This window comes from Proteiniclasticum ruminis DSM 24773 (assembly GCF_000701905.1).
GTDB classification, from domain to species: domain Bacteria; phylum Bacillota; class Clostridia; order Clostridiales; family Clostridiaceae; genus Proteiniclasticum; species Proteiniclasticum ruminis.
Map to the genome: position 1 here is coordinate 1 of NZ_JNKC01000016.1, position 15,353 is coordinate 15,353.

The 15,353-nt window shown below is 45.5% G+C and carries 13 protein-coding genes, 14 tRNA genes and 1 rRNA gene; 4 read left to right on the forward strand and 24 right to left on the reverse strand.

Annotated elements, in window-relative coordinates; all coding sequences use genetic code 11:
* Together T487_RS0112365 and T487_RS0112370 are read right to left on the reverse strand one after the other, a co-directional pair.
* Nucleotides 1-149, reverse strand: a 16S ribosomal RNA gene (locus T487_RS0112365); the annotation flags it as partial.
* Between the two features lie 444 nt (nt 150-593).
* Nucleotides 594-2,321: an ABC transporter ATP-binding protein gene (locus tag T487_RS0112370; protein WP_031577448.1), complete on the reverse strand. Its 1,728-nt coding sequence runs from the start codon at nt 2,319-2,321 to the stop codon at nt 594-596.
* Nucleotides 2,322-2,543: 222 nt separating this feature from the next.
* Between T487_RS0112370 and T487_RS0112375 the strand changes: the two genes are divergently transcribed.
* From T487_RS0112375 to T487_RS0112385, 3 genes are read left to right on the forward strand one after another with little or no spacing between them, the layout of a single operon-like run.
* On the forward strand, nt 2,544-3,266 hold the full coding sequence (locus T487_RS0112375) for a glycerophosphodiester phosphodiesterase (protein WP_031577449.1): 723 nt from the start codon (nt 2,544-2,546) through the stop codon (nt 3,264-3,266).
* 2 nt (nt 3,267-3,268) lie between these two features.
* Nucleotides 3,269-4,489, forward strand: coding sequence for an MFS transporter (locus T487_RS0112380; RefSeq protein WP_031577450.1), 1,221 nt, complete (start codon nt 3,269-3,271; stop codon nt 4,487-4,489).
* 25 nt (nt 4,490-4,514) lie between these two features.
* Nucleotides 4,515-5,045, forward strand: a complete 531-nt coding sequence (locus tag T487_RS0112385; RefSeq protein WP_031577451.1) for a GNAT family N-acetyltransferase — start codon at nt 4,515-4,517, stop codon at nt 5,043-5,045.
* A 251-nt stretch (nt 5,046-5,296) separates the two neighbouring features.
* Here T487_RS0112385 and T487_RS0112390 read toward each other — a convergent pair whose 3' ends face one another.
* The 4 genes from T487_RS0112390 to T487_RS0112405 form a co-directional block, all read right to left on the reverse strand.
* Complete coding sequence (locus T487_RS0112390) at nt 5,297-5,788, reverse strand: dihydrofolate reductase (protein ID WP_031577452.1); 492 nt, start codon at nt 5,786-5,788, stop codon at nt 5,297-5,299.
* Between the two features lies 1 nt (nt 5,789).
* Nucleotides 5,790-6,578, reverse strand: a complete 789-nt coding sequence (locus tag T487_RS0112395; RefSeq protein ID WP_031577453.1) for a thymidylate synthase — start codon at nt 6,576-6,578, stop codon at nt 5,790-5,792.
* Between the two features lie 215 nt (nt 6,579-6,793).
* Nucleotides 6,794-8,035 carry a DUF438 domain-containing protein gene (locus T487_RS0112400; RefSeq protein ID WP_031577454.1) on the reverse strand — a complete coding sequence of 414 codons (1,242 nt, stop codon included), beginning with the start codon at nt 8,033-8,035 and terminating at the stop codon, nt 6,794-6,796.
* A gap of 21 nt (nt 8,036-8,056) precedes the next feature.
* Nucleotides 8,057-8,278 (reverse strand): DUF1858 domain-containing protein, encoded by a 222-nt coding sequence (locus T487_RS0112405; protein WP_051651712.1) that lies wholly within the window; start codon nt 8,276-8,278, stop codon nt 8,057-8,059.
* Between the two features lie 246 nt (nt 8,279-8,524).
* Here T487_RS0112405 and T487_RS0112410 point away from each other — a divergent pair, with 246 nt between their 5' ends.
* Complete coding sequence (locus T487_RS0112410) at nt 8,525-8,773, forward strand: hypothetical protein (protein ID WP_031577456.1); 249 nt, start codon at nt 8,525-8,527, stop codon at nt 8,771-8,773.
* Nucleotides 8,774-8,847: 74 nt separating this feature from the next.
* Here T487_RS0112410 and T487_RS0112415 read toward each other — a convergent pair whose 3' ends face one another.
* The 18 genes from T487_RS0112415 to T487_RS0112505 all read right to left on the reverse strand — a co-directional run bounded on the left by T487_RS0112415 (nt 8,848) and on the right by T487_RS0112505 (nt 15,172).
* Nucleotides 8,848-10,092 carry a glutamate-5-semialdehyde dehydrogenase gene (locus T487_RS0112415; RefSeq protein ID WP_031577457.1) on the reverse strand — a complete coding sequence of 415 codons (1,245 nt, stop codon included), beginning with the start codon at nt 10,090-10,092 and terminating at the stop codon, nt 8,848-8,850.
* A complete protein-coding gene (proB, locus tag T487_RS0112420; RefSeq protein WP_031577458.1) occupies nt 10,089-10,895 on the reverse strand; it encodes a glutamate 5-kinase in 807 nt (268 codons plus the stop codon). The genes T487_RS0112415 and proB overlap by 4 nt, the downstream gene beginning before the upstream one ends.
* A gap of 183 nt (nt 10,896-11,078) precedes the next feature.
* On the reverse strand, nt 11,079-12,275 hold the full coding sequence (locus tag T487_RS0112430; RefSeq protein WP_162178260.1) for an NAD(P)/FAD-dependent oxidoreductase: 1,197 nt from the start codon (nt 12,273-12,275) through the stop codon (nt 11,079-11,081).
* A 175-nt stretch (nt 12,276-12,450) separates the two neighbouring features.
* Complete coding sequence (locus T487_RS0112435) at nt 12,451-13,674, reverse strand: dicarboxylate/amino acid:cation symporter (protein ID WP_031577460.1); 1,224 nt, start codon at nt 13,672-13,674, stop codon at nt 12,451-12,453.
* Nucleotides 13,675-13,921: 247 nt separating this feature from the next.
* Nucleotides 13,922-13,998: transfer RNA gene (locus T487_RS0112440), tRNA-Arg, on the reverse strand.
* A gap of 45 nt (nt 13,999-14,043) precedes the next feature.
* A tRNA-Gly gene (locus T487_RS0112445) sits at nt 14,044-14,117 on the reverse strand.
* A 3-nt stretch (nt 14,118-14,120) separates the two neighbouring features.
* Nucleotides 14,121-14,195: transfer RNA gene (locus T487_RS0112450), tRNA-Gly, on the reverse strand.
* Between the two features lie 12 nt (nt 14,196-14,207).
* Nucleotides 14,208-14,292: transfer RNA gene (locus T487_RS0112455), tRNA-Leu, on the reverse strand.
* Nucleotides 14,293-14,309: 17 nt separating this feature from the next.
* Nucleotides 14,310-14,384, reverse strand: a tRNA-Gln gene (locus T487_RS0112460).
* Nucleotides 14,385-14,395: 11 nt separating this feature from the next.
* A tRNA-His gene (locus T487_RS0112465) sits at nt 14,396-14,471 on the reverse strand.
* A 5-nt stretch (nt 14,472-14,476) separates the two neighbouring features.
* Nucleotides 14,477-14,553: transfer RNA gene (locus T487_RS0112470), tRNA-Arg, on the reverse strand.
* Between the two features lie 4 nt (nt 14,554-14,557).
* Nucleotides 14,558-14,632 (reverse strand) — tRNA-Gly (locus T487_RS0112475).
* Nucleotides 14,633-14,648: 16 nt separating this feature from the next.
* Nucleotides 14,649-14,724 (reverse strand) — tRNA-Pro (locus T487_RS0112480).
* A gap of 18 nt (nt 14,725-14,742) precedes the next feature.
* Nucleotides 14,743-14,816, reverse strand: a tRNA-Gly gene (locus T487_RS0112485).
* 4 nt (nt 14,817-14,820) lie between these two features.
* Nucleotides 14,821-14,896 (reverse strand) — tRNA-Lys (locus tag T487_RS0112490).
* 9 nt (nt 14,897-14,905) lie between these two features.
* Nucleotides 14,906-14,979, reverse strand: a tRNA-Gln gene (locus T487_RS0112495).
* 4 nt (nt 14,980-14,983) lie between these two features.
* Nucleotides 14,984-15,060, reverse strand: a tRNA-Arg gene (locus tag T487_RS0112500).
* 36 nt (nt 15,061-15,096) lie between these two features.
* Nucleotides 15,097-15,172: transfer RNA gene (locus tag T487_RS0112505), tRNA-Pro, on the reverse strand.
* Nucleotides 15,173-15,353 lie beyond the last annotated feature (181 nt).

Genomic DNA, 15,353 nt, shown 5'->3' on the forward strand with positions numbered 1-15,353 from the left:
CCCACTTTGAGGCAGGTTACCCACGTGTTACTCACCCGTCCGCCGCTAAGAATACTTCTATGTAAACATATCCGCATTCTCCGCTCGACTTGCATGTGTTAGGCACGCCGCCAGCGTTCGTCCTGAGCCAGGATCAAACTCTCAATTTAAAAGTTTGAACTAGCTATTCATTACACTAGCTTCTGAACTTCATTTTCATGAAGTTCGCACTTTCTTTTCAGAAAGTGGTTTTTTTTGATTTCTCAAAAAGAATTACTTTGGTTTTTTACCTATATTCTGTTTAATTTTCAAAGAACTGTGTTTGCTTGTTTTCGCGCCGCTCTCTCAAGCGACTTGTCTATCTTATCACGGAGAAAGAATCTTTGTCAACATCAAATTGTAGTGATTTCTCAAAAATTTTAGTTATTTTTGTACAATTCACTTTTTCCTGTTGCCAGGCAGTACCTTTCGACATTTTCATAAAGTCTGTTCTTCGTGCTCTATAATCATAGCTGATTTACCAAAACTTTACAATGACCCCTGATAAAGTTTAACGATAGTTCATAGACCAGAAAGAGAGCCCTTTCAGGCTCTCTTAGGCATCAAACATTCAGTTAAGCAATGTCCGCAGACTTGAACTGCGAGTTGTACAGTTTAAAGTATTCGCCACGTTTCTTCATCAGTTCCGTATGCGTACCATCTTCTTCTATTCCATTTTCAGTGAGTACTATAATTCGTTCAGCATTCCGGATGGTCGCCATCCTGTGCGCAATGATAAAGGTGGTTCTGTCTTTGGCCAGTTCATTGATGGACTCCTGAATCACCGCTTCACTCTTGTTGTCTAATGAAGAAGTAGCCTCATCCAGAATAAGGATAGGCGGATTCTTAAGAAACATTCTTGCAATGGACAGTCTTTGTTTTTGGCCACCAGACAGCTTCACACCACGTTCCCCAATATAGGTGTCGAAACCGTTGGGCATATCCATGATGAACTCATAAGCATTGGCTTTCTTGGTGGCTTCTATCACTTCTTCTTTCGTGGCCTCCAGATTGCCATAGAGTATATTTTCATATACACTGCCACTGAAAAGAAACACATCCTGCTGAACAATCCCGATGTTTCCACGAAGACTTTCCATAGTTACTTCCTGTATGTTCTTCCCATCTATATAGATTCCGCCGCTGCTGAGTTCATAGAACCTCGGAATCAGATTGCACATGGTGGTTTTCCCTACTCCACTGGGACCAACAATGGCAATGGTCTGACCTTCATCCACCATCAGATTGATGTTTTTCAGCACCGCTTCCCTGTCCCCATAGGAGAACGCAACATCCTGGAACTCCACAGTTCCTTTCACATCTCGAAGTTCTTCCGCATTTTCCTTGTCAATGATATCTGGTGCGATGGCCATGACTTCGCTGAATCTTCTAAAGCCGGCCATACCACGCTGGAACTGTTCCACAAAATTCGCCAGTCTCTTCACAGGCTGAATGATGATACCCATATAAATGATGTAGGCGAACAGATCTCCCGTATTGATCTCCCCCAGATACAGAAAATAGCCCCCGAAAGCCAAAGTCACAAGGTTCAGGATATTGGAGAAGAAATTGATCCCTCCTGAGAAAATCCCCAGCTGTCTGACACTTCTTGTACGAAGCTTCTTGAAAGCATTGTTCCCTTCATCAAACTTCTTCTCCTCATAGTCTTCATTGGTGAAAGACTTCACCACGCGCACGCCAGAGATGGAGTCTTCTAAGCCAGCGTTGATGTCTGAAAGCTTCTCTCTCATCTGGCGGAAGGTTCTTCTCATCTTGCTGTTATAGAAGACTGCAAACAGAACCAGGAAAGGAACCACGGTAAACACAATGAGTGTAAGCTTCACATTTACATTTAGAAGTAGGCCAAAAGAACCAAGAAGCATGAGACCTGAGATAAAAATATCCTCAGGACCATGATGAGCCAGCTCGCTGATTTCATTCAGGTCGTTCACAAGCCTCGACATGATATGTCCTGTCTTTGTTTCATCATAATACTTGAAGGACAGCTTCTGAAGATGGGAGAACATATCTTTTCTCATGTCATATTCCATCTTCACCCCCAGCAGATGCCCATAGAAGCCCACCACATAATCCATCACAAATCGGAATATATAGAGGAAGAACATCGCAATGGCCACTTTCACAAGACGCTCCATGTCATTGTTTGGAAGAATGTCATTAATGAAAGTCCTCGTGATCTGAGGAAAAATAAGATCTGTTGCCGCGATGAAGGTCGCTGCCACCATATCCAGAATAAAAAGCCACTTATGCGGCTTATAGTACGATATAAACTGTTTAATCATTTCATTCACCTGCACATATAATTTCGTTCACCATTCCATTATAACGGAGGAAACCTACAAATGTGGGATGGATGTTCAAATCTGTTCTGGTTTGCCGATAATCTCTTTAGGTTCCTTTACCATAATTTTACTTTTACTTTCGCATAATTCAGTAACATCTCATCTTGAAGAAGGGTATAATACTACTATAATCTGAAACATAAAACACTTTGGAGGTAACATATGCGAATTTTTGCTCACAGAGGCAACTCCTCTGTTTATCCCGAGAACACCATGGCTGCATTCCGGTCTGCTTTATCTGTAGGCGCAGAAGGCATCGAAACTGATGTGCATCTGACAAAGGACGGCATCCTTGTAATCACCCATGACGAAGAGATCAGCCGGGTATCTGACGGAAAAGGTCAGGTGAAAGATATGACCCTGGAAGAGCTCCAGAGGTATGATTTCGGTTCATGGAAAGGAGATGCCTATAAAGGAGAGAAAATACCAACCCTAATAGAGCTTCTGGATCTTTTGAAAGACACAGATCTCATACTCAATATAGAAATTAAAATGGGTTTTGTCCTCTATCCTGGAATTGAGGAAAAGCTTCTGGAGCTCATCAAAGCTGAAGGCTTTCTATCCCGGGTCATCTTCTCCAGCTTCAACCATTATTCCATTGCTCTCATCAAGCAGCTGGAACCTGAGGCCAAAACCGCTCCCTTATATGAATGCGGACTCTTCCAGCCACATGAGTACGCCAAAACCCTCGGTGCGTCCTTTATTCATCCTTCCTACAGATCCATGGACCCGAGGCTCCTGGAGGATCTCAAGAAAAACAGCATCGGAGTCAATCTTTGGACCGTCAATGATATCCAGACCGCCCAATACTTCAATACCCTTGGCATCGACGGCATCATCACCGATCATCCGGAAGAACTCATTCAAGCACTAAGGAGGCCGTAACTATGGAACATAAACTGGACTACAAAAAGACTTTTATTCTAGGCTTTGGTTTTTTTGCCATCAGCATCACATGGAGCGTCTACAACGCTTTTATGCCGCTGCTTCTTGGCAATTACCTGAAAAGCGCTGCACTTATTGGTTTTATCATGACCATCGACAACTATCTGGCCCTTTTCATTCAGCCTGCCGTCGGGTTCTACTCTGATAAGATCAACACGAAATTTGGTCGAAGAATGCCCTTCATCATGGTGGGCATGCCTCTGGCAGCTGTTTTCATGTTTCTTATCCCACAAACGAAGAGCCTCTATGCACTGGTTTTCGCTCTGCTCTTCATGAACCTGTCCATGAGCATCTACCGCTCTCCGGTGATTGCTCTTATGCCGGACATCACCGCGAAGCAGCACCGCTCAAAGTCGAACTCCATCATCAATTTCATGGGCGGCATCGGATCTCTCATCGCCTATCTCATTGGCGGCAAGCTTTTTGAGCTGAATGACGGATATCCTTTTATCCTCTCTTCTTTCCTCATCCTCTTTTCCTTTGGTGTTCTTTTTCTGAAGATCAAAGAGCAACGGGATGTGCTTCATTATGAAGCAGCGGAAGAAAAGAGAAACCTTCTTCAGGGTCTTGCCATCGCCCTGAGGGACAAGAACGCCCGAAATCTTCTCTTTGCCATCTGCAGCTGGTTCATTGCCTACAACGGCATCGAAACTTTCTTCACGAAATACGGACAAAGTTATCTTGGTATCCAGCCTTCCCAAGCCACCACAACGCTGGCATTCATCTCCATCAGCTTTCTAGTCTTCGCCATTCCTGCAGGAATCATTGGCACCAAGATTGGAAAGAAGAACACCATCCGTATGGGCGTAGCGCTGGCGGTGCTGCTGACCTTGGCCATTTCCTTCCTGAAACCAGAACAGAGCAATATGCTTCTTCTCATGAGAATTCTGTTTCTTGGGGTCGGATTTGCCTGGGCTTCCATCAACATCAACTCCTATCCTCTGGTAGCTGATATGAGCCCCTTAGGACTTCTTGGCACATATACCGGTGTATATTACCTTTTCTCTTCCATTGCGAACATCATTTCTCCTGTTCTATTGGGTTTCCTTATTGACCGCATCGGATATCAGATTGTCTTTCTCTACGGCGCTTTCTTCTTTGGACTGGCATTCTTATTCATCAGTCTGGTCCATGACAAGAGAGTAGAAAACAGCAGCAACTAAAACACTGGAAAGTGTGGTGATATTCATGGTTTATTTTGAAACAGAGCGTCTACGGTTCAGAGACTGGACCAGGGAGGATCTTCCCCCATTTAGAAAGATGAATAAAGATCCTCAGGTCATGCGATATTTTCCTTCCACCTTGGAGGATGCAGAAACGGACTTTTTCTTTGAGAGAATTCAAAAAGAATTTTCCAGCTCGGGCTATGGGCTCTACGCGGTGGAGCTGAAAGAAACAGGTGAATTCATCGGGTTCATCGGGTTCCATGAAGCTTCTTTCCCCGCCGCCTTCACCCCTTGCATCGAAATCGGTTGGCGGCTGAAAGCTTCTGCCTTTGGAAAAGGATACGCCACAGAAGGCGCCAGAACCTGCATAGCCTATGGCTTCCAAGAGCTGAAGTTTCCTGAAATCTACAGTTTCACCGCTAAAATCAACCTCCCCTCGGAGGGGGTCATGCAGAAGATCGGCATGATAAAAGTGGGAGAATTTGACCATCCCAACGTACAGGACGGCAGTATCCTGAAGGAACATGTCCTTTATCAAATGAAAAACAAATAGAAGAGAAGCCTGGAATCTATGAAAAGAATCCAGGCTTCTCTTTATTCTGTCTTATTTATTCAAGGGTCTTCAGGCAGTGGTGGAAGGCTCATTAAAGAAGAATATGACGTTCTGCTTCCATCTTTAGAAACACCTGCACTTCAGAACTCTCGCTATCCTTGTCGCATCTTTCAGAATCCCAGATTCTCAGGTCCCTCTATAAGACTCCTGAGGTGTCACCAGATAGCTTCTTGCACGTAAAAAGTTTGTACCTATATTTTCTCCTTCTTCTGATACACTGTAAAATCGAGTTCTATGCCCGAATGTTCATCCAGCATTGTCTCTCTATTCACCTCAGTGAAATCCTTCAGCTTCTCCAGCGGGAAATAGGTGTCTCCCTGAAACTCTTTTTTTACATAAGTGATGTAGAGCTTCTCACAGTGCGGAAGAAAGTAATTGAAAAGCTCTCCTCCACCAATGATCATCACTTCCTCCGGATACTCTTTATACTTCATCACCTCTTCCAGATCATGAAGCACTTCTACCCCTTCCGGAAAAGAAAGATCCCGGTTTCTTGTCAGAACCACATGTTTTCTTCCTGGCAGCATCCCCGGCAGGCTCTCAAAGGTTTTTCTGCCCATGACCATGGTTTTACCCATGGTCATTTTTTTAAAATACTGAAGATCCTTCGGAATCCTCCAGGCCAGGGTGCCTTCTTTTCCAATGACCCCATCTTCCGTTGTGGCAACAATAAGGCTCAGCATATCAGACAGACACCTCCATGGCGATTTTCCCCAGATGATTGTAGTCCACAAGCTTAATATCTTCGATGGTGAACTTGTAGAAATCCTGCACCTCAGGATTGATCCAAAGCTTTGGCGCTTCCGGAGCTTCTCCCCGGGAAAGCTGCTCTTTCATCCCTTCCACCTGATTTTCATAGATGTGGGCATTGTTGATCACATGGGTGAAAAGACCAGGTCTAAGGCCTGTCACCTGGGCTATGAGATGCACAAGCACCGCATATTGGGTCATATTAAAAGGCACTCCCAAAGGAAGATCTCCAGATCTTTGCACCAGCATGCAGTTGAGTCTTCCATCGGTCACATCCCACATGGTCATGAAGGCACAAGGATACAAGGATCCGCCCTCCAGATGGGGAATCTGCCATAGACTCATGATCATCCTTCTATCCTGGGGATTGTTTTTCAGACTGTGTATCAGCTGATCCACCTGATTGTACTCTTTCACCACCCAGCCATAGGAAGTGCCGATGGTGCCGTCTTCCTTCATCCACTCATCCCAGATATGGACATTCTCCTCCTGCAGTTTCAGCACAGAGTTGGACTGGTCCCGGTAAATCCAGAGCATTTCCTTCACTGCAGTCTTAAATCCTACAAATTTTGATGTAAGAATGGGAAATTCCTTTTCCAGATCAAACTGCATAATTTTGTGGGGGAGTTTATAAGTAGGCATCCCGGTTCGGTTGCCGTCATAGTATCCATGTTCCAGCACCTCTTTGACAATGCTGAGATATTGAGTATCCGCACGATTCATCTAAAAACCTCCTTCAGGTCAACTTCTTCTATTCATTATAAAAGTTCTGTGCCGATTTTGGTAGGGGTTCAAGAAATTCATCTCTCTTTTTAAAAATGCTGTTAAAGAAAAAGCGCCAGATCCAAAGATCTGGCGTGCAGTTTCCGTATTTGTCTGTTTTATTAAGGGGGGTATGTGTTTGGTGTTCATATATATACCAGAGACTACGTATAGGCCTAGTCTGCGAGTATTCTCTTTTCTCCCTCGAGTTCACGGATGCCTTTGACATTCTGTGTCACTTCTAGGGTGCCCATGTACTTTCCTTTCTCATCTCTCACGGCATAGTACGTGATGAGAATGAACATGCCACGGGAATTGATCCAGAAACTTTCCTCATCCTTCACACCAGCTTTGAAGTCCTCCAGGAGCTTCTCCACAGTGCCCACACTTTGGGGTGGATGACAGTTCTGAACCGTACGTCCGATGACGGACTTGGTTCTTGCAAAGATTCTTTCTTTGGCCAGATTGAAATATTTCACTGTGTCTTTCTCATCAATAAAGGTGATGTCCACAGGCAGGGTATTCATGATTTTTTCCAGTTCCTTCACAGAGAGATAGCCTACACCGAACCGTACATTTCCATCTGGCGCGTTCTCTTCCTTCTTCTTGGGACCGCCAATGAAGGAAACTCTGTTTGGTGCCCACTTCCCTTCCGGTGATACGATGCAGTAGCCGATTTCTTCACTGTCATCGGCAATCTCCAGCCACTCATCTTCTGTGAAGACTTCGAGAATCATCGGAATGAGAATCTGCTCTTCTTTAAAGATCATCTCCTTGATTTTTGTGAGGGTCGCTGGCGCATGAGTCTTCAGAGCTTCTCTGTTCTCATCGATAACCATCTGCTTCATTTCTTTAATGGCAAGACGGATTTCATCATCTACGCCCCACATGACCTTAGGCGGTGCACTCATGCCGTATTTTTCCATATAAGGGAAGATCACATTTTCTTTTCTGGAGTAGTGCTTGTCAATGTCCCAGAGAAGATTGATGTCCTGAAGAAGAAGGTTCTTGATGGGTGCTTCCGGATGGTTGATAAAAGCCTCCATCTTGGGCTCCAGATCCTCTTCCAGAAGACTGGTCAAGGCATAGTTTTCTTCTCTTAAAACTCTCACTGGATGACCAATGCTTTCTTCTTCCTTGCTTCTGGTATGGACTTCATCCACAGACCCCTTGAAGATATCCGCATGGACATCACAAAGTCTCTGAATTTCTTCCACAGGCATGCCTTCCTGTACCAGTCCTTGTTCCATCTGAGTGATTTCAAAGGAGGAGACTCCTGTGAAGTTTGCTCGGAACTCTTTTTTCACTTCTTCTGGGTCTACCCCATCATGAAGTTTCAGGATCATTCCTTTCAGAAGCTCCTGTCTTTTATTTTTGTTGGTGTCATTCAGTTCACGGTTATTGATTACGTTGCTCATTTTTCCCTCCACTTTCCATTCTTACTCTAGGATGGTGATGCCTCTTTTTGAAAAGGCATCGATGATGGTTTCCAGTGGTACATTCTTCGCTTTGGAAACCTTCGGCAGTGTCATGATTTTTCCCATGGTCTTCAGCATGATGGGGTTCGTAATCTGGTCAAATCCCAGCGATTTCAGAACTTCCGCAGCTTCGGGGCATTTCTTTACAATTTCTTCTACCGTATCCTGCATCTGTATGGTCAAATCTCTTCACTCCCTTCACTTGATGAACTCATTATAAATTGAAAGCCATTGCTAAAACTTTGACCTGCATCAAATTTCTTCAACTTTTCTTTCACAGGATAAATAAATCTTACCATTTTACTCGGATTTTGAAAAGTACTTTTATAAAAAATGTAGATTTTACCTTTTCTTTACCAAAACCCATGATTTTACCTTTATAATGTAAGTATAAAAAGAATATTTAGACTATTTTAGGAGGGATCTGACATGTCAAGAGTCGTATTCTACCACAAGAAATTCAAGGTTCTCCAAATCGGAAAATCTTCCTATGTCGTTGTGAGAAAGAATACCACAAACTACAGCCAGCACTCCCATCTGTCTTCCTTGAATGGAGCCATCCGCCTTGTTAAACTTCTGGAGGAAGGGAAGCTGCCTCATTCTGACTACTTGAGAGAATCCGCGCGGCGCCTTCTGAAGGAGCAGGAATACACGAAACTGAAATCCATTCCTTCCTAATAACTTAAAAGCTTCCATACGCCGGGTTCATTGCTGGAACCCCAGGCGATGGAAGCTTTCTCTTTTTTACTTTCTTAGGGACGGATCTGCCCCTGGCCAAAGATGATGTATTTGGTGGAGGTGAGTTCCGTCAGTCCCACAGGACCTCTGGCATGCAGCTTCTGGGTGGAGATGCCCATTTCAGCGCCCATCCCCATGGCCTGTCCATCAGTAAACCGGGTGGAGGCATTGACATAGACCGCCGCTGCATCTACCTCATTGAGGAAACTCAGCGCGTGATCGTACTTTTCAGTGACAATGGCTTCAGAATGCCCTGTACCATACTTTGCGATGTGTTCCATGGCTTCTTCCAGACTTCCAACGGTCTTCAGGGAAAATGCAAGATCCAGGTATTCGGTGGCATAATCCTCCTCCGTGGCTTCCAAAAAGGAAGGGACCAAAGCCCTTGCCTTCGGATCTGCCATGACCTTCACTCCATGTTTTATGGTGAGCTTTTCCAGTTTAGGCAGAAAGCTCTCAAGTACAGCCTCATGGACGAGAAGAGACTCCATGGCATTGCAGACTCCGGTTCTCTGGGTTTTCGCATTTTCAATGATGGATAGAGCCATCTCCTCATCTGCGCTTTCATCTACAAACACGTGGCAGTTGCCCACCCCGGTTTCAATGACCGGAACTGTGGATTCTTTCACCACTCTTTGGATGAGCCTTGCAGACCCTCTTGGAATCAGCACATCTAGATACTCATTCATTCTCATGAACTCCCCTGCGGTCTCATAGGAAAGATCTTCAATAAGCTGGACCATGTGGGGATTGAGTCCTCTCTTCACAAGAGCTGCCTGAATCACTGAAACCAGTGCCTTATTGGAAGAGATGGCTTCTTTGCCTCCCCTTAATATCAGTGCATTGGAGGACTTGAGACAAAGGGCTGCGGTATCAATTGTCACATTGGGTCTGGATTCATAGATGATTCCTACCACACCCAAAGGGACGGTCTTTTTCCCAATCTGAAGACCATTTTCCAACGTCTTCATGGACAGCACCTTCCCGATGGGGTCCTCCATGGTGCGGATTGACAGAATCCCTTCTATCATGCTTTCAATTCTCTGCGGATTCAGAAGAAGACGGTCCAGAAGAGCTTCGGAAAGATTTCCTTCTTTCCCTCTTCTAAGATCTTCTTCATTGGCCTGCACTATTTCTTCTTCTTTCACTTTCAGCTCTTCTGCCAAAGCAACCAGAAGGTCGTTCTTTTCTTTCGTAGAGAGTCTAGCCAGCTCTCTGGATGCTTTCTTCGCTTCTCTGCCAATTTCTATCATGGTCATTTCTTCTTTCCTCCCAAAAACAGTGTGCCGACTTCCTTCCCCATGAGGATCTCTTCTACGGTCTCATTTCCTGCACCATTGGCCAGCACCACATGGATGCCTCTTTTGGTTGCGTACTTTGCCGCTTTGATCTTCGTGATCATCCCTCCAGTGCCAAGCTTTGTGGAAGAATCTTTGGCAATGGATTCCACATAATCATCGATCTTTTCCACTAGGCTCATGAGCTTCGCTTCCGGATTCTTTCTAGGATCATCGGTGTACAGTCCATCGATGTCTGAAAGAAGAATGAGAAGGTCCGCATCCACAAGGGATGCCACCACCGCAGACAGCGTATCGTTGTCACCAAAGATGATCTCATCTGTGGAGATGGTGTCATTTTCATTGACGATAGGCACTATGCCGTTTCGCAAAAGTTCCTTCATGGTGTTCTTTGCGTTGAACTTCATGAATTTGTCTGTCTCCACTTGCTTGGTCACAAGAATCTGGGCCACCTGATAGTTGTATTCCTGGAAAAACTTCTGGTACATGTTCATGAGAACCACCTGCCCCACAGCAGCGGCCGCCTGTTTTCCTTCGATGTCCCTGGGACGCTCTTTCAGATGCATTCTCTGAGCCCCTACCCCAATGGCGCCGGAAGAAACAAGAACCACCTGGTAGCCCCTGTTTTTCAGATCTGAAATCATACGGGCCAGATGCTCCATCCGATAGATATTGATGAGTCCCCCTGTATGGGCGATGGTGGATGTGCCCACCTTGATGACCACCCTTTTGACCTCTTTGATTACTTCACGTTCTTTTATCATATCATTCCCTCATTATCCGCAATTTCTGCCTGTTCATATTTCTTCATTTTATCCTTACCGCACCTGAAATTCAATGACTGCAACATGAGATTGTCATTCCTTCACCCGTAAACGATACCCATCACAATTCTTGCAAGGAAAAGAGAAAAAGCAGGACACATCCTTAGAGAGAAATGCATACACTCATCGGTCAAGCTTCACAATATCCGCATAGGGGTTTTCAATGCCCAGGAGAAGATCTTTAATGATTTTTGCTCCCGCCATACTGTAGCAGGTGCCATTTCCCTCATACCCGAGCAGATAGTAGCGGTTTTTTCTTCCAGGTTCTTTTCCAATGAGGGGCAGTCCATCTTTCACACTGCCAAAGAGCGCATTGTAAAAATGTTCCACGTCTAAGGGAAGTTCATGAAAAAGAAGCTTCTCACAGGATGCTTTAAGCTCCGCTTCCTTCTTCTTCAGTTTTTTCTCTTCTTTTTCCACATGGCTCATTTCTTCATCCAGTCCTCCCGCTACAATTCTTCCATCCTGGCTTGTGCGAAGATAAAGATAGGGATCTTTTGTCTCCCAGATCATGACCTCATCCTTCCAAGGGCTTCCGTCGATCTTTTCAGTCACCAGAGCATAGGTCCTGCCGATTTCTATCTTATCTTTGAAAAGGGGATAGACATAGGCATAGCCTGTGGCAAAGATTACCTCCTGAAACAGGATCTTATGGCCGTCTTTCGTGAAGATTTCCCGTTCCTTCACAGAAGAAAGATCCACCTCTGTATCCTCATAATACTGTACCCCTTTTTCAGCGTTCTCTTTGGTGAGGGTTTCAATGAATTTCACTGGGTCCACATCCGCATCTCCATCGATGAGCAGGGCGCTGTAGCAGTCTGCATCAAACTCTTTCCTGGCCTCTTCCCTGGAAAGATACCGAAGACGCATCCCTTGGCCTTTCAGCGCCTCATATTCTTTTCTGAGCTTTTCCTCATGGTCTTTTTCGGTGGCCATATAAAGGCTCTGTCTTTCTCTTAAGGAGCACTCTGGAAAGATTTCCCGGATTCTGTGAAGATCCATCATAGCTTCCTGGCACATCCTATAAAACCCTCTGGCTTTTTCTTCCCCAATGGTCTCCATAAACTCACTGAGCATGGTGTCACTGGACACCTGCAGAAGCCCTGTGTTGGCTCTGCTGCTTCCTGTGGCAATGTCTTTGCCGTCGATGACCGTAATTTTCCGGTCCGTTGCCTTTGAAAGCACATACGCTGTGAGCGTGCCTGACATTCCTCCTCCAATGATCAGGACATCCGTCTCCAGATCTTTCTTCAGCTTTTCAAAGTGAAAGCGTCTTTTTCTCTCATCCCAGTGGGTGTCTCCATAAATCAGTTCCTTCATAAGTTCCTCCTTCAGCACTTTTCTTTCTATGCTACCTGTACTCCGAACAGGTGGCAAGTGAACATAATTTGAAACATCTTTGAACACAAGAAAAAGAAAGGACCACTTTAAGAATCCTCCAAGCGTCAAGAAAGAGAAGCTCATCAGGGATGCTTCTCTTTCTTTTACTGCAGCTTTATACTGCTTCTACTTCGCTTAGGTTCTTTCCTTCTTTCAGAAGGCTCTTCTTATGGAAGGTTTCCACAAGGATGGCCAGAGCATTGTCCCCAGAGACATTGGCAGCTGTGCCGAAGCTGTCCTGAGTGAGATACAGTGTAATGAGCAGCTGTCCCATGGTCCCCGTAGGGTCAATGCCCACCAGGGTCAGGAATGGCAACGCACTCATAATGGCTCCGCCTGGGGCTCCTGGTGCTGCCACCATAGCCACACCAAGGGTCGCAATGAAGGTAGCCATAAGAGAAATTCCATGGGGCAGATCATAGATGAGAAGCACCGCGGTGACGCAGCTGGTGATGGTGATGATGCTGCCTGCCAGGTGTATGGTGGCACAAAGAGGCACCACGAACTCCCTGATTTCTTTAGACACACCATTCTTTCGCGCACATTCCACATTCACCGGAATGGTGGCTGCACTGGACTGAGTTCCCACCGCTGTCACATAACCTGGAATCTGATTCTTCAGAAGCATCCAAGGATTCTTTCCTGAAACACCGCCTGCCACAAAGAACAGAAATCCTACATAGAGAAGATGCAGCGCGATGATGAGGAGAAATACCTTCCAGAAAATGGACAGGATGGAAAAAACGGACCCTGAATAGCTGAGATTCAGAAAGTTCCCAAAAATGTACACCGGAAGAAACGGGATGATGACGGCAGAAAGCACATTGGAGATGATCTCTGAAAACTCTTTAAAGAATCCATAAAGATACTTTCCGCTTCCTTTAGATTTCAAAGCCGATATCCCCACTCCCATGACGAAGGAGAACACGATGGCTCCTGTCACATCTAAAAGTGGTGACAGCGGAATAGAAAACAAAGTACTGAGACCCTCACCGGAACCGCTGATCTTCTCTACCAGTGATTCTCCAATAAAGGAAGGAAAGAAAGCTGAGGCCATAAGGTAGGAAAGAACTCCAGCTGCAAGCGTCGAACCATAGGCTAGGACCGTCGTCATCCCCAGGAGTTTTCCTGCTCCTTCAGTCAAGTCTGAGATTCCCACAACCACAAAGCCCAGAATCATCAGTGGAATGATAAAGGAAAGAAAGGTGGAGAATATACTGGAAAAGGTCACAGGAAGTCTCAATAGGCCTTCCGGAAGGAATCGCATCTGTCCCACAAGAATACCAAGAATAATAGCAATGATCAGTTTCGGGACGAGTCCCAGTTTCTTTTTCTTCATAACAGTTCCCCCTGCTCTGTTTCTGCACATACAGAAACATTTTTCATTTGTTCTTCCATTAAAGACAGTTGTCCGTAACACGAGAATGTTTTGATTATACTATCGCATTGGAAGGAAGGCAATAGGAGAAATTCATGTTTTCGTTTACAATTTAGAAATATTTTACTTGGGCTGAATCCAGCAAAAAATACACAAAATAAAAAAGCCTTTTCACACTACATTTCTGTATCTGTAAAAAGACTTTATTTGGTGCCCCATGAGCGACTCGAACGCCCGACCAATGGTTTCGAAGACCACTACTCTATCCAACTGAGCTAATGAGGCAAAAGGGTATCTTTTGAAAAAAACCTGCCATCAGGCAGGTTTTAGTGGAGCGGGTGAAGGGAATCGAACCCTCACGACCAGCTTGGAAGGCTGGAATTCTACCATTGAACTACACCCGCAAGTGGAGCGGAAGACGAGATTCGAACTCGCGACGTTCACCTTGGCAAGGTGACGCTCTACCACTGAGCCACTCCCGCAAAAAGAGTTTTTGGTGCAGATGAAGGGAGTCGAACCCCCACGCCTCTCGGCGCTAGATCCTAAGTCTAGTGCGTCTGCCAATTTCGCCACATCTGCATTATTATTGTTCTTAATGGCTGGGATAGCTGGATTCGAACCAACGAATGCCAGAGTCAAAGTCTGGTGCCTTACCACTTGGCGATATCCCACTAGATAAAAATGGGGTGAACGATGGGACTCGAACCCACGACAACCAGAATCACAATCTGGCGCTCTACCAACTGAACTACGTCCACCATAATGGTGCGTCTTAAGAGATTCGAACTCCTGGCCCACGCCTTAGAAGGGCGTTGCTCTATCCAGCTGAGCTAAAGACGCAAAATGGAGCGGAAGACGAGATTCGAACTCGCGACGTTCACCTTGGCAAGGTGACGCTCTACCACTGAGCCACTCCCGCATAGTTTATAAATTAATGGTCGGGGTGACAGGGATTGAACCTGCGACCTCATGCTCCCAAAGCACGCGCGCTCCCAGCTGCGCTACACCCCGAAGGTTATTTGGTTGAAATGGAGCGGGTGAAGGGAATCGAACCCTCACGACCAGCTTGGAAGGCTGGAATTCTACCATTGAACTACACCCGCATAATGGTGATCCACCGGGGAATCGAACCCCGGACACCATGATTAAAAGTCATGTGCTCTACCGACTGAGCTAGTGGATCATAAAGAAATGGCTGGGATAGCTGGATTCGAACCAACGATGCCAGAGTCAGAGTCTGGAGCCTTACCACTTGGCGATATCCCATTAATGGTGCGTCTTAAGAGATTCGAACTCCTGGCCCACGCCTTAGAAGGGCGTTGCTCTATCCAGCTGAGCTAAAGACGCATATCCTTTTATCTAAGGACTATGCCCCCGATAAAATGGTCGGGGTGACAGGGATTGAACCTGCGACCTCATGCTCCCAAAGCACGCGCGCTCCCATCTGCGCTACACCCCGTCAGTCATCTGTTTTCGACGACAATAATGATTCTATACTAAAATCCGGGGCCCGTCAATAGCTAACTTGGAAGATTTTTTGAAGATTTTCGCCCGGGAGGCTAAACTCCTTAAGACTCAATCTAAAAATACGAACAATTTTTTAAAGGACTCACGCCTTAAGACACTTTGTGCTACCTGAT

What these genes read in the sequence shown, in the direction of transcription:
- T487_RS0112370 (WP_031577448.1), bottom strand. Translation starts at nt 2,321, where the DNA reads ATGATTAAACAGTTTATATCGTACTATAAGCCGCATAAGTGGCTTTTT.
- T487_RS0112375 (WP_031577449.1), top strand. Translation starts at nt 2,544, where the DNA reads ATGCGAATTTTTGCTCACAGAGGCAACTCCTCTGTTTATCCCGAGAAC.
- T487_RS0112380 (WP_031577450.1), top strand. Translation starts at nt 3,269, where the DNA reads ATGGAACATAAACTGGACTACAAAAAGACTTTTATTCTAGGCTTTGGT.
- T487_RS0112385 (WP_031577451.1), top strand. Translation starts at nt 4,515, where the DNA reads ATGGTTTATTTTGAAACAGAGCGTCTACGGTTCAGAGACTGGACCAGG.
- T487_RS0112390 (WP_031577452.1), bottom strand. Translation starts at nt 5,788, where the DNA reads ATGCTGAGCCTTATTGTTGCCACAACGGAAGATGGGGTCATTGGAAAA.
- T487_RS0112395 (WP_031577453.1), bottom strand. Translation starts at nt 6,578, where the DNA reads ATGAATCGTGCGGATACTCAATATCTCAGCATTGTCAAAGAGGTGCTG.
- T487_RS0112400 (WP_031577454.1), bottom strand. Translation starts at nt 8,035, where the DNA reads ATGAGCAACGTAATCAATAACCGTGAACTGAATGACACCAACAAAAAT.
- T487_RS0112410 (WP_031577456.1), top strand. Translation starts at nt 8,525, where the DNA reads ATGTCAAGAGTCGTATTCTACCACAAGAAATTCAAGGTTCTCCAAATC.
- T487_RS0112415 (WP_031577457.1), bottom strand. Translation starts at nt 10,092, where the DNA reads ATGACCATGATAGAAATTGGCAGAGAAGCGAAGAAAGCATCCAGAGAG.
- proB (WP_031577458.1), bottom strand. Translation starts at nt 10,895, where the DNA reads ATGATAAAAGAACGTGAAGTAATCAAAGAGGTCAAAAGGGTGGTCATC.
- T487_RS0112430 (WP_162178260.1), bottom strand. Translation starts at nt 12,275, where the DNA reads ATGAAGGAACTGATTTATGGAGACACCCACTGGGATGAGAGAAAAAGA.
- T487_RS0112435 (WP_031577460.1), bottom strand. Translation starts at nt 13,674, where the DNA reads ATGAAGAAAAAGAAACTGGGACTCGTCCCGAAACTGATCATTGCTATT.